We start from the raw sequence: 12,775 nt of genomic DNA, 5'->3' as shown, positions 1-12,775 counted from the left end.
CACGTTCATGGGTGAAACCGCGAGGGAAAGGTAGAGTCCGGCTGCGTGCACCTCAAGGCCATGACCCTGCGCGGGTTCAAATCCTTCGCCTCCGCGACGACGCTGCGCTTCGAGCCGGGCATCACCTGTGTCGTGGGCCCCAACGGCTCCGGCAAGTCGAACGTGGTGGACGCCCTCTCCTGGGTCATGGGCGAGCAGGGAGCCAAGTCGCTGCGCGGCGGCAAGATGGAGGACGTCATCTTCGCCGGGACGACCGGTCGGCCCCCGCTCGGGCGCGCCGAGGTCTCCCTCACCATCGACAACTCCGACGGCGCGCTGCCCATCGACTACGCCGAGGTCACCATCACGCGGATCATGTTCCGCAACGGCGGCAGCGAGTACCAGATCAACGGCGACACCTGCCGGCTGCTCGACATCCAGGAACTGCTGTCCGACTCCGGTATCGGCCGCGAGATGCACGTCATCGTCGGACAGGGCCAGCTCGACTCCGTACTGCACGCCGATCCGATGGGGCGCAGGGCCTTCATCGAGGAGGCCGCGGGCGTTCTCAAGCACCGCAAGCGCAAGGAGAAGGCGCTGCGGAAGCTGGACGCGATGCAGGCCAACCTCGCCCGCGTACAGGATCTGACCGACGAACTGCGGCGTCAGCTCAAGCCGCTGGGGCGACAGGCCGCGGTCGCCCGGCGGGCCGCCGTCATCCAGGCCGATCTGCGCGATGCCCGGCTGCGACTGCTCGCCGACGATCTCGTACGGCTCCGCGAGGCGCTGCGCAGCGAGATCGCCGACGAGGCGGCGCTCAAGGAGCGCAAGGACGCGGCCGAGGCGGAGCTCAAGGCCGCGCTGAGCCGCGAGGCGGAGCTGGAGGACGAGGTACGTCGCCTCGCGCCGCGGCTGCAGCGGGCACAGCAGAGCTGGTACGAGCTCTCCCAGCTGGCCGAGCGGGTGCGCGGCACGATCTCGCTCGCCGACGCGCGGGTCAAGAGCGCCACCGCGGCGCCGTCCGACGAGCGGCGCGGCCGCGACCCGGAGGACATGGAGCGCGAGGCCGCCAGGATCCGTGAGCAGGAGGCGGAGCTGGAGGCCGCGCTGGAGGCGGCCGAGCGCGCGCTGGAGGACACCGTCGCGCACCGCGCCGAGCTGGAGCGCGAACTCCTGGTCGAGGAACGGCGGCTCAAGGATGTGGCGCGGGCGATCGCCGACCGGCGCGAGGGCCTTGCCCGGCTGGGCGGTCAGGTCAATGCCGCCCGTTCGCGGGCCGGTTCCGCCCAGGCCGAGATCGACCGTTTGGCCGCCGCCCGCGACGAGGCACAGGAGCGTGCGGTCGCCGCTCAGGAGGAGTACGAGCAGCTCAAGGCCGAGGTCGACGGCCTTGACGCCGACGACTCCGCGCTCGGCGAGCAGCACGATGCGGCCAAGCGTGAACTGGCCGAGGCCGAGGCCGCGCTGAGTGCGGCCCGTGAGGCGCTCACCGCTGCCGAACGGGGGCGTGCCGCCGTGGCCGCCCGCCGCGAGGCGCTCGCCCTGGGGCTGCGCCGCAAAGACGGCACCGGCGCGCTGCTCGCCGCGAAGGACCGGCTGAGCGGGCTGCTGGGCCCGGCGTCCGAACTCCTCACGGTGGCCCCCGGTCATGAGGTCCCGGTCGCGGCGGCACTGGGCGCGGCCGCCGACGCCGTGGCCGTGTCGAACCCGGCCACGGCGGCCGAGGCGCTGCGGCTGCTGCGCAAGACCGACTCGGGGCGCGCCGCGATACTGCTGGGCGGTGCCCCCGAATCCGTACCGCCGACCGGACATGAGGACGGCGCTGTGTACGCCGCCGATCTGGTGCGCGGGCCCGATGAGCTGATGCCCGCCGTGCGCAGGCTGCTGCGGGGCATGGTCGTCGTCGGGACGTTGGAGGACGCCGAGGATCTGGTCTACGCGCGGCCCGAACTCACCGCGGTGACCGCCGAGGGCGATGTCCTCGGCGCGCACTTCGCACAGGGCGGCTCCGCCGGAGCGCCGAGCCTGATCGAGGTGCAGGCATCCGTCGACGAGGCCGCCGCCGAGCTGGAGGAGCTGGCCCTCCGGTGCGAGGAACTGGCCACCGCGCAGCAGCAGGCCGCCGCCCGGCGCACTGAATGTGCCGCGCTGGTGGAGGAGCTGGGCGAGCGCCGGCGGGCCGCCGACCGCGAGAAGTCGGCGGTGTCCGGGCAGCTGGGGCGGCTCGCCGGGCAGGCGCGCGGCGCCGCGGGCGAGGCCGAGCGGACGACCGCGGCCGTCGCCAGGGCCCAGGAGGCTCTGGAGCGGGCGCGGGAGGAGGCCGAGGAGCTGGCCGAACGGCTGCTCGTCGCCGAGGAGACCCCGGTGGAGGAGGAGCCCGACACGCATGTACGCGACCGGCTCGCCGCCGACGGCGCCAACGCACGCCAGACCGAGATGGAGGCCCGCCTCCAGGTCCGTACGCACGAGGAGCGCGTCAAGGGGCTCGCGGGGCGTGCCGACGCGCTCGACCGGGGAGCGCGCGCCGAGCGCGAGGCACGGGCACGGGCGGAGCAGCGGCGCGCGCGACTGCGCCACGAGGCCGAGGTCGCGTCCGCGGTGGCGAGCGGCGCCCGCCAGCTGCTGGCGCATGTCGAGGTCTCGCTGGTGCGCGCCGAGGCGGAGCGGGCCACGGCCGAAGCGGCCAAGGCCGAGCGCGAACAGAACCTCAGCGCCGCCCGAAACCGGGGCCGCGACCTCAAGAGCGAGCTCGACAAACTCACGGATTCGGTTCACCGCGGCGAGGTGCTCGGGGCGGAGAAGAGGCTGCGGATCGAGCAGCTGGAGACGAAGGCCCTGGAGGAGCTCGGCGTGGAACCGGCCGGGCTGATCGCGGAGTACGGGCCCGACCAGCTGGTGCCGCCGTCACCGCCCGCCGAGGGAGAGGACTTGCCCGATGACCCTGAGCATCCGCGCAACCAGCCGAAACCTTTCGCACGCGGCGAGCAGGAGAAGCGCCTCAAGTCCGCCGAACGGGCCTATCAGCAGCTCGGGAAGGTGAATCCGCTCGCCCTGGAGGAGTTCTCCGCGTTGGAGGAGCGCCACAAGTTCCTCTCCGAGCAGCTCGAAGACCTCAAAAAGACGCGGGCCGACCTCCTCCAGGTGATCAAGGAGGTCGACGAGCGCGTCGAGCAGGTCTTCACCGATGCGTACCGGGACACGGCGCGTGAGTTCGAGGGCGTCTTCTCGCGGCTCTTCCCCGGCGGTGAGGGGCGGCTGATTCTGACCGATCCCGACAACATGCTCACCACGGGCGTGGACGTCGAGGCCCGGCCGCCGGGCAAGAAGGTCAAGCGTCTTTCGCTGCTGTCGGGCGGCGAGCGGTCGCTGACCGCCGTCGCGATGCTGGTGTCGATCTTCAAGGCCCGGCCGAGCCCGTTCTATGTGATGGACGAGGTCGAGGCGGCGCTCGACGACACCAACCTCCAGCGGCTGATCCGGATCATGCAGGAGCTCCAGGAGTCCTCGCAGCTGATCGTGATCACGCACCAGAAGCGGACGATGGAGGTCGCGGACGCGCTGTACGGCGTCTCCATGCAGGGTGATGGTGTTTCCAAGGTCATCAGCCAGCGCCTGCGCTGACACAACCTTCACAAACTCTTCAACTCTTGAACCTGCATCGGTGCAGAGCGGTACAGCTGCGCAGTAAACCGATTCTGGACGAGGGGTTGACTTCGAAACTTGAACGAATAGTCTCTGCAACGTCGCTTTTACCTTCAAGTGGTGAGCGATAGAAGTTGTGCACCACGTGAACGGCTCGCCCCGCCCCTCACGCCCGGCGACGTAGCCGGACGGCCCCAGGAGTAGTTGTGACCAGCATTGCGAAGCCCCCGGCATCGGGAGCCCGAGAGGCTCATCCCGAGCATCTCGGCCATGTCGTCTTCATCACGGCCGCCGCCGCGATGGGCGGCTTCCTCTTCGGTTACGACAGCTCGGTCATCAACGGCGCTGTCGAGGCCATCCGGGACCGCTACGACATCGGCTCCGGAACGCTCGCCCAGGTCATCGCCATCGCCCTGATCGGCTGCGCCATCGGCGCCGCCACCGCCGGCCGGATCGCCGACCGCATCGGCCGCATCCGCTGTATGCAGATCGCCGCCGCGCTCTTCACCATCAGCGCGGTCGGCTCCGCCCTTCCCTTCGCCCTCTGGGACCTCGCCTTCTGGCGCATCATCGGCGGCTTCGCGATCGGCATGGCCTCGGTCATCGGCCCGGCCTATATCGCCGAGGTCTCTCCCGCCGCCTACCGCGGCCGGCTCGCCTCCTTCCAGCAGGCCGCCATCGTCATCGGCATCGCCATCTCCCAGCTGGTGAACTACGCCATCCTGCAGTTCGCCGACGGCGAGCAGCGCGGTGTCATCGGCGGGCTCGAGGCATGGCAATGGATGCTCGGCGTCATGGTCGTACCGGCGGTGCTCTACGGACTGCTGTCCTTCGCGATCCCCGAGTCCCCCCGCTTCCTGATCTCCGTGGGCAGGAAGGACAAGGCCAAGGAGGTGCTCAACGAGGTCGAGGGCAAGCACGTCGACCTGGACGCCCGGGTCGCCGAGATCGACCTCGCGATGCGCCGCGAGCACAAGTCGACCTTCAAGGACCTGCTGGGCGGCTTCGGCTTCCTGCCCATCGTCTGGGTCGGTATCGGACTCTCCGTCTTCCAGCAGCTCGTCGGCATCAATGTCGCCTTCTACTACTCGTCCACGCTGTGGCAGTCCGTCGGCATCGACCCGACCGACTCGTTCCTCTACTCGTTCACCACATCGATCATCAACATCATCGGCACCGTGATCGCAATGGTCCTCGTCGACCGGGTGGGCCGCCGTCCGCTCGCCCTCGTCGGCTCGGCCGGAATGGCGATCGCCCTCGCCTTCGAGGCCTGGGCCTTCTCCGCCAACCTGGTCGACGGCAAACTGCCGACCACCCAAGGCGTCGTAGCCCTGGTCGCCGCGCATGTTTTCGTGCTCTTCTTCGCCCTCTCGTGGGGCGTGGTGGTCTGGGTCTTCCTGGGCGAGATGTTCCCCAACCGCATCCGCGCCGCGGCGCTCGGCGTCGCCGCGTCCGCGCAGTGGATCGCCAACTGGGCCATCACCGCGAGCTTCCCGAGCCTCGCGGACTGGAACCTCTCGGGCACGTACATCATCTACACGGTCTTCGCCGTGCTCTCGATCCCCTTCGTGCTCAGGTACGTCAAGGAGACGAAGGGCAAGGCGTTGGAGGAGATGGGCTAATCCCCGCTGCCCCTCTCCTCACCACGGAACTGCCCCGGCTCAGCCCTTGAGCCGGGGCAGTACCGATGTGCCTGCGCCGGGCCGCGAGGTCGCGGCGCCCGAGCGGCGACTGCCGACGGCTCAGCCGCCCAGCCGGGGGAGCACACTCTCCGCGAAGAGCTGGATGCTGCGCCAGCCCTCGTCCACCGGCATGCCGCCGCACAGCGGATGCAGCACCAGACTCTCCGCGCCGAGCGCCACGCACTCGTCCGGCGTGACGATCCGGTACACACCCTCCGTGCGCAGCTCCTCGACCGTCGTCGCCTTCGAGCGCACGGCGGAGCGGATGTCCTTCGACTGCCAGGAGGCGTACGTGCGCGCCTCGTGCAGGAAGTGTTTCCCGTACTCGGCCCAGGTGCCGTCCGGGTCCTCACTGACATGCAGGAGAGGCGTCTTCTCGGCGGGCATCATGGTCCAGCCCTCGGTGCCGTATTCGGCGAGCTTGTCCTGGTAGTACGCCTGAAGTTCCGGCAGATGCGCGCTGGGGAAGAAGGGCAGCCCGAGCCGGGCGGCGCGGCGGGCGGCGGCCTGCGAGGAGCCGCCGACGAGCAGCGGCGGATGCGGCTGGGTGTAGGGGCGCGGGGTCACCCGGACCGTGCGACCCCGATAGCTGAAGGGCTCACCGGTCCACGCCTTGAGCAGCGTCTCCAGCAGCCGGTCCTGGAGCTTGCCGCGGCTGCCCCAGTCGACGCCGTGGGCCTCGTACTCCTCGGGCCGGTAGCCGATGCCCGCGACCGTGACAAGCCGTCCCTTGCCGATCAGATCGAGTACGGCGATGTCCTCGGCGAGCCGCAGCGGATCGTAGAGCGGACCGATGATCGCGGAGACCGTCACCGCGATACGGCGCGTGGAGCCGAGGACGGAGCCCGCGAAGACGAAGGGGGAGGGGAGCCAGTTGTTGTCGGCGCCGTGGTGCTCCTCGGTCTGGATCGTGTCGATGCCGCGGTCGTCGGCGTACGTGGCCATCTCCAGGGCGGCGCGGTAGCGGGCCGCAAGGGTCTCGGGCGCCGCGTCGGGATCGACGAGATTGAAGCGGGCCACTGTGAATGCCATGGGAACGTCCCCCTCCGCCGGGTGGCTGTGTCGTCCCGGGGTCAACCCCCGGCCCCCCGGCCGAAATGCAGGCCGGCGGGGCTGAACGGGCAGCGGAGGGAACGGTAGCTGACGTAGCATCAGATGGAAATGGACGCGGGCTCGCATTCTGCGGTCGCGGGCTCGGTGGACTCCGCGGGCCGGGTGCGCCGCAGCGCCGCGTAGAGCAGAGCCGCTGAGACCGGGTCACCGGCGCTCGCCAGGTCCGGGGTCGAGACCGCCATCACGGCGCCCATCAGCACCATCGGCAGCACGATGATCATCGCGCCGCCGACCGTCGAGCGGCATCGTATGGATCCCCCAAAAGGTGCAAATGGTGCCGTAGGCCCTTGTGGGATCCTCCTAGGCCGCTGCGGCGGGGCGGTCGTGGCCGATACTGGGTGGGTTATGGACATCGTCATCCTTGCTGTAGTCATCGCCCTGGTCGCGGTCGGCGCGATCAGCGGGCTCGTGGTCAGCAGCCGCAAGAAGAAGCAGCTGCCGCCCTCGGCGCCGTCGAGCACGCCGACCATCACTGCCCCGCCCGCCGAACCTCAGGTCGGCGAGGACGCCGCGCCGACGGTCGAGGAGCCGCGCCGCACGATCGAGGAGGTCGACCTTCCGTCGGCCAAAGAGGCGGTCGAGACCCCGCCCGCCGTCGAGGATCCGGTCGTCGCGGCGCCGCTGGTCCCCGCGATCGAGATTCCCGAGCCGACCGCCGGCCGTCTGGTCCGGCTGCGCGCCCGCCTCGCCCGCTCCCAGAACTCCCTCGGCAAGGGGCTGCTCACGCTCCTGTCGCGCGACAACCTCGACGAGGAGACCTGGGAGGAGATCGAGGACACCCTGCTCACCGCCGACGTCGGCGTCGCACCGACCCAGGAGCTGGTCGAGCGGCTGCGCGAGCGGGTGCGGGTCCTCGGCACCCGTACGCCCGACGAGCTGCGCGGTCTGCTGCGCGAAGAGCTGCTGCAACTGCTCGGCACGGACTTCGACCGCGCGGTGAACACCGAGAGCGGTCTGGACACCCCGGGCGTCGTGATGGTCGTCGGTGTCAACGGCACCGGCAAGACCACGACCACGGGCAAGCTGGCGCGGGTACTCGTCGCGGACGGCCGCTCGGTGGTGCTCGGCGCGGCGGACACGTTCCGCGCGGCCGCCGCGGACCAGCTCCAGACCTGGGGCGAGCGGGTCGGCGCACGCACGGTGCGCGGTCCCGAGGGCGGCGACCCGGCGTCGATCGCGTTCGACGCGGTCAAGGAGGGCATCGCCGAGGGCGCGGACGTCGTACTCATCGACACGGCGGGCCGGCTGCACACCAAGACGGGCCTGATGGACGAGCTCGGCAAGGTCAAGCGAGTCGTCGAGAAGCACGGTCCGCTGGACGAGATCCTGCTGGTCCTGGACGCGACGACCGGCCAGAACGGCTTGGTGCAGGCGCGGGTGTTCGCGGAGGTCGTGGACATCACCGGCATCGTGCTGACCAAGCTGGACGGCACGGCGAAGGGCGGCATCGTGATCGCGGTCCAGCGCGAACTGGGCGTACCGGTGAAGCTGGTGGGCCTGGGAGAGGGCCCGGACGACCTGGCGCCGTTCGAGCCGGAGGCGTTCGTCGACGCATTGATCGGCGACTAGCCGCTCTGTAACCGGGGCTCCGCCCCGCCCCCCGTACGCGCTTCGCGCGTGTCCTCAATCGCCGGTGGGGCTGGTTGTGCGGCGGGGCCGCACAATCCAGCCCCACCGGCGATTGAGGCGTGGGGGTCCCCCACGCCCCGCAGGCCGTAGGGGGAGGGCGGGCAGGAACAAGCCCGCCGCAGGCGAGACCCGCGCGTCAGGGAAACGTGCGGTGGCAGACGTACGCCAGCGTCCCCAACAGCAATCGCGCCTGAGGCGGCGCCGCCGCCCTGTCCAGAGACGGCGGCCGCAGCCAGTCCACCGGCCCCAGGCCCGCGTGGTCCGACGGCGGGGCCGTGATGTGGCTGCCCGGGCCCAGGCACTGCAGATCCAGGTCCGCGTCGTCCCAGCCCATCCGGTAGAGCAGCTGCGGGAGTTCGTCCGCGGCGCCGGGAGCCACGAAGAACTGGCACCGCCCGTCCGGCGTGGCGGTCACCGGGCCCAGCGGCAGACCCATCCGCTCCAGCCGCACGAGCGCCCGGCGGCCCGCCGGGGCGGCGACGTCAAGGACGTCGAAGGTGCGGCCGACCGGCAGCAGAACCGCCGCACCCGGCACCTCGGCCCACGCCTCGGTGACCTCGTCCAGCGTCGCGCCCGCGGGGACCTCGGGGGCGAAGCCGAGCGGATGGGCCCCCGGCGACGCGCAGTCCGCCGCGCCGCAGGAGCACTCCGCGGACGCCGCGCGCGCCCCCGGCACCACGTCCCAGCCCCACAGCCCTGTGTACTCGGCCACCACGGTGCACTCCGCGGTGCGGCCGCGGCGCCGTGAGCCGGGCCTGATCTCCCTGATTCCCCGGCTGCCGCCGATCGTGAAGCCCATGCCCCCTCCAACGGGTCGAAATCGCCGGTGGTTACGACCTGAAGTCTTCTCGTTACACAGCGTCGCAATCAGTAAGTAATGGCGGCGCACGGTGGCGAGAGGGGTGGTGCGGACCGAAGTGCGCGCCTCCGTGCGCACCGCTCCGCCGCCTCCTGATCGTCGTGTGTCAAGTGAATCGCGCCCGGCGGCAAGGGAGTTCATTCGAAGGGGTGGCGAATGGTGGCGATTCTTGAATCGCCCTCGCTGGAGGGGTGATCGTGGGATTACGTTGAGTACACGAGCCCTTGAGTTCTGCGCACCCGCGGGTATGCCGGAGGCAACTCGGTTTCCCGTTCGAGGGGTGCAACCGTCATACGGAGAGCCGTAATTCGCGGCATTCTGGTAGGGGTCTCGTGCGACAAGGCTCAGCGGATGGGAGCGTTCCAGTGGGCGGCAACGGCGCAGGCGGTACGCATACCGGCAAGCGCCCGAACGAGCAGTTGAGCTCGTGGTTCGTGCGCAGTGGTTGGTCGAAGGGCGAACTGGCGCGTCAAGTGAACCGCCGGGCGCGCCAGATGGGCGCACACCACATCAGCACCGACACCTCACGCGTACGCCGCTGGCTCGACGGCGAGCAGCCGCGCGAGCCCATTCCGCGCATCCTCTCCGAGCTGTTCTCCGAGCGTTTCGGCAGCGTCGTCGCCATCGAGGACCTCGGTCTGCGCTCGGCGCACCAGTCACCCTCGGTGTCCGGGGTCGATCTCCCCTGGGCGGGTCCGCAGACCGTCGCCCTGCTCGGCGAGTTCTCGCGCAGCGATCTGATGCTGGCGCGGCGCGGTTTCCTCGGGACCTCGCTCGCCCTCGCCGCGGGGCCCGCCCTCGTCGAGCCCATGCAGCGCTGGCTGGTGCCGTCCCCCGGCCCGGAGCCGGGAGCCAAGGCACCGGCCGCCCTGCGCAGGTCGGCCCGGCTCTCCAAGCCCGAGCTCGATCTGCTGGAGTCCACCACCGCGATGTTCCGCCAGTGGGACGCACAGTGCGGCGGCGGACTGCGGCGCAAGGCCGTCGTGGGCCAACTCCACGAGGTCACCGACCTGTTACAGGAGGCGCAGCCCGAGGACACGTCCCAGCGGCTGTTCAAGTGCGCGGCCGAGCTCGCCGAGCTGGCCGGCTGGATGAGCTACGACGTCGGCCTGCAGCCCACCGCGCAGAAGTACTTCGTGCTGGCGCTGCACGCCGCCAAGGAGGCGGGCGACAAGCCCCTCGGCTCGTACATCCTGTCCTCCATGAGCCGCCAGATGATCCACCTCGGGCGGCCCGACGACGCCCTGGAGCTCGTCCATCTCGCGCAGTACGGCAGCCGCGACTGCGCGACTCCGCGCACCCAGGCGATGCTGTATGCGATGGAGGCCCGCGCGTACGCCAACATGGGCCAGCCGAGCAAGTGCAAACGAGCCGTGCGGATGGCCGAGGACACCTTCGCCGACGCCGTTCTCGACGGCGAGCCCGAGCCCGACTGGATCCGCTTCTTCTCCGAGGCCGAGCTCAACGGCGAGAACGCCCACTCGTACCGCGATCTGGCCTATGTGGCCGGCCGCAGCCCCACCTACGCCTCGCTCGCCGAGCCCGTGATGCAGCGCGCGGTCGAGCTCTTCGGCAAGGACGACGAGCACCAGCGGTCGTACGCACTCAATCTGATCGGCATGGCCACCGTCCATCTGCTCAAGAAGGAGCCCGAGCAGTCGACGGTCCTGGCCGGACAGGCTCTCAAGGTCGCCAAGCGGGTCCGCTCCGAGCGGGTCAACACCCGGCTGCGCAAGACAGTCGACACGGCGGCACGGGACTTCGGTGACGTCGCCGAGGTCGCCCACTTCACCGACCTGCTCACATCCCAGCTGCCCGAGACCGCCGAAGCGGTCTGAGGCGGCGCCCACCAGGCCCCGGCCGCGACGCTCACCCCGAACAGCCCGACTCGGCTCCCCTTACGCCAGGTCAGCGGGTGACGTCGCGGTCGGTTCTTGATGTCGGTCGGTGATGTCGGATTGTGATGTGGGCAGAGGATACTCCCGGCGCCGATCATGAGCGGGCAGTTCATCGCGGCGTAACACGCCAGACCTCTTCGTCACGGCCGCGAAACATCGTGCGGCATCTACCGAAACCGCGCTGCGCCAATCTCAGGGCCCATAACCGGCCCGCACGAACCGCTTCAGGCTCCGCCCGCACGCGGCCGCACCGACGACGAGGAGACGCCGATGCCTCAAGGCATCTCGACGCTTGCCGCAGACACACCCACGCTGTCTGCAGCCAACACCGGCTTCATGCTCATCTGCTCCGCCCTGGTGATGCTGATGACGCCCGGCCTGGCCTTCTTCTACGGAGGCATGGTCCGCGTCAAGTCCACCCTGAACATGCTCATGATGAGTTTCATCAGCCTCGGGATCGTCACCATCCTGTGGGTGCTGTACGGATTCAGCCTCGCGTTCGGCACCGACTCGGGCTCCATCATCGGCTGGAGCTCCGACTACGTGGGCCTGAGCGGCATCGGCCTCACCGAGCTGTGGGACGGCTACACCATCCCGGTGTACGTCTTCGCCGTCTTCCAGCTGATGTTCGCGATCATCACGCCCGCGCTGATAAGCGGTGCGCTCGCGGACCGCGTGAAGTTCACCGCCTGGTCGCTGTTCATCGCCCTGTGGGTCACCGTCGTCTACTTCCCGGTCGCGCACTGGGTCTGGGGCGCCGGCGGCTGGCTCTTCGAGCTGGGCGTCATCGACTTCGCCGGCGGTACGGCCGTCCACATCAACGCCGGAGCCGCGGCCCTCGGCGTGATCCTCGTCATCGGCAAGCGCGTGGGCTTCAAGAAGGACGCGATGCGGCCGCACAGCCTGCCGCTGGTGATGCTCGGTGCCGGTCTGCTGTGGTTCGGCTGGTTCGGCTTCAACGCCGGCTCGTGGCTGGGCAACGACGACGGCGTCGGCGCGGTGATGTTCGTCAACACCCAGGTCGCCACGGCCGCCGCCATGCTCGCCTGGCTGGCGTACGAGAAGATCCGCCACGGCGCCTTCACCACCCTGGGCGCGGCCTCCGGCGCGGTCGCCGGCCTGGTCGCCATCACCCCGTCCGGCGGCTCCGTCAGCCCGCTCGGCGCGATCGCGGTCGGCGTCATCGCCGGTCTGCTCTGCGCCATGGCGGTCGGCCTGAAGTTCAAGTTCGGCTACGACGACTCCCTCGATGTCGTCGGCGTCCACCTCGTCGGCGGTGTCGTCGGTTCGCTGCTGGTGGGCTTCTTCGCCACCGGCGGTGTCCAGTCCGACGCCAAGGGCCTGTTCTACGGCGGCGGCCTCGACCAGCTCGGCAAGCAGGCCATCGGTGTCGGCGCGGTCCTGGCCTACTCTCTGGTTGCCTCGGCAATCCTCGCCTTCGCCATCGACAAGACGATGGGCATGAGGGTGGAGGAGGACACCGAGGTCTCCGGCATCGACCAGGACGAGCACGCCGAGACGGCGTACGACTTCAGCGGTGCGGGCGGCGGTGCAGGCTCCCGCAAGGCCGTGTCCGCGCCGGGCGAGACCGTGGCAGCCGCAGCTCAGAACAAGAAGGTGGACGCATGAAGCTCATCACCGCAGTCGTGAAGCCACACCGGCTGGACGAGATCAAGGAGGCCCTGCAGGCCTTCGGAGTCCAGGGGCTCACGGTCACGGAGGCCAGTGGCTACGGTCGGCAGCGCGGTCACACCGAGGTCTACCGGGGCGCCGAGTACACCGTCGACCTGGTACCGAAGATCCGTATCGAGGTGCTGGTCGAGGACGACGACGCCGAGCAGCTGATCGACGTGGTGGTCAAGGCGGCCCGCACCGGCAAGATCGGCGACGGCAAGGTGTGGAGCGTCCCGGTCGACACGGCAGTACGGGTGCGGACGGGCGAACGCGGCCCGGACGCGCTGTAACTCAGAAAG

9 protein-coding genes are annotated in these 12,775 nt (G+C 70.1%); 6 read left to right on the top strand and 3 right to left on the bottom strand.

Annotation, left to right across the window (positions count from 1 at the left end; all coding sequences use genetic code 11):
• Positions 1–45: 45 nt before the first annotated feature.
• Positions 46–3,600 carry a chromosome segregation protein SMC gene (gene smc / locus ACI2LP_RS08770; protein ID WP_404723827.1) on the top strand — a complete coding sequence of 1,185 codons (3,555 nt, stop codon included), beginning with the start codon at positions 46–48 and terminating at the stop codon, positions 3,598–3,600.
• 227 nt (positions 3,601–3,827) lie between these two features.
• Entirely contained in the window at positions 3,828–5,243 is a 1,416-nt protein-coding gene (locus ACI2LP_RS08765) for a sugar porter family MFS transporter (protein ID WP_404723826.1), read from the top strand.
• Between the two features lie 120 nt (positions 5,244–5,363).
• On the opposite strand, the gene ACI2LP_RS08760 is transcribed toward ACI2LP_RS08765, so the two are convergent.
• Positions 5,364–6,335: an LLM class flavin-dependent oxidoreductase gene (locus ACI2LP_RS08760; protein WP_404723825.1), complete on the bottom strand. Its 972-nt coding sequence runs from the start codon at positions 6,333–6,335 to the stop codon at positions 5,364–5,366.
• 119 nt (positions 6,336–6,454) lie between these two features.
• Positions 6,455–6,637, bottom strand: a complete 183-nt coding sequence (locus ACI2LP_RS08755; RefSeq protein ID WP_404724457.1) for a hypothetical protein — start codon at positions 6,635–6,637, stop codon at positions 6,455–6,457.
• Positions 6,638–6,761: 124 nt separating this feature from the next.
• Between ACI2LP_RS08755 and ftsY the strand changes: the two genes are divergently transcribed.
• Positions 6,762–7,985: a signal recognition particle-docking protein FtsY gene (gene ftsY / locus ACI2LP_RS08750; protein ID WP_404723824.1), complete on the top strand. Its 1,224-nt coding sequence runs from the start codon at positions 6,762–6,764 to the stop codon at positions 7,983–7,985.
• A gap of 196 nt (positions 7,986–8,181) precedes the next feature.
• Here the strand turns inward: ftsY and ACI2LP_RS08745 are convergent, their stop codons facing one another.
• Positions 8,182–8,844, bottom strand: coding sequence for a bifunctional DNA primase/polymerase (locus tag ACI2LP_RS08745; protein WP_404723823.1), 663 nt, complete (start codon positions 8,842–8,844; stop codon positions 8,182–8,184).
• Positions 8,845–9,269: 425 nt separating this feature from the next.
• Here ACI2LP_RS08745 and ACI2LP_RS08740 point away from each other — a divergent pair, with 425 nt between their 5' ends.
• The 3 genes from ACI2LP_RS08740 to ACI2LP_RS08730 all read left to right on the top strand — a co-directional run bounded on the left by ACI2LP_RS08740 (position 9,270) and on the right by ACI2LP_RS08730 (position 12,766).
• Positions 9,270–10,742, top strand: a complete 1,473-nt coding sequence (locus tag ACI2LP_RS08740) for a hypothetical protein (protein WP_404723822.1) — start codon at positions 9,270–9,272, stop codon at positions 10,740–10,742.
• Positions 10,743–11,072: 330 nt separating this feature from the next.
• Positions 11,073–12,431: an ammonium transporter gene (locus ACI2LP_RS08735; RefSeq protein ID WP_404723821.1), complete on the top strand. Its 1,359-nt coding sequence runs from the start codon at positions 11,073–11,075 to the stop codon at positions 12,429–12,431.
• Positions 12,428–12,766, top strand: a complete 339-nt coding sequence (locus ACI2LP_RS08730) for a P-II family nitrogen regulator (RefSeq protein ID WP_084904268.1) — start codon at positions 12,428–12,430, stop codon at positions 12,764–12,766. Before ACI2LP_RS08735 ends, ACI2LP_RS08730 begins: the two co-directional genes overlap by 4 nt.
• Positions 12,767–12,775 lie beyond the last annotated feature (9 nt).

This window comes from Streptomyces sp. NPDC019890, from assembly GCF_044903445.1.
Taxonomy (GTDB): Bacteria; Actinomycetota; Actinomycetes; order Streptomycetales; family Streptomycetaceae; genus Streptomyces.
This window is presented reverse-complemented; position numbering and strand designations above follow the sequence as displayed.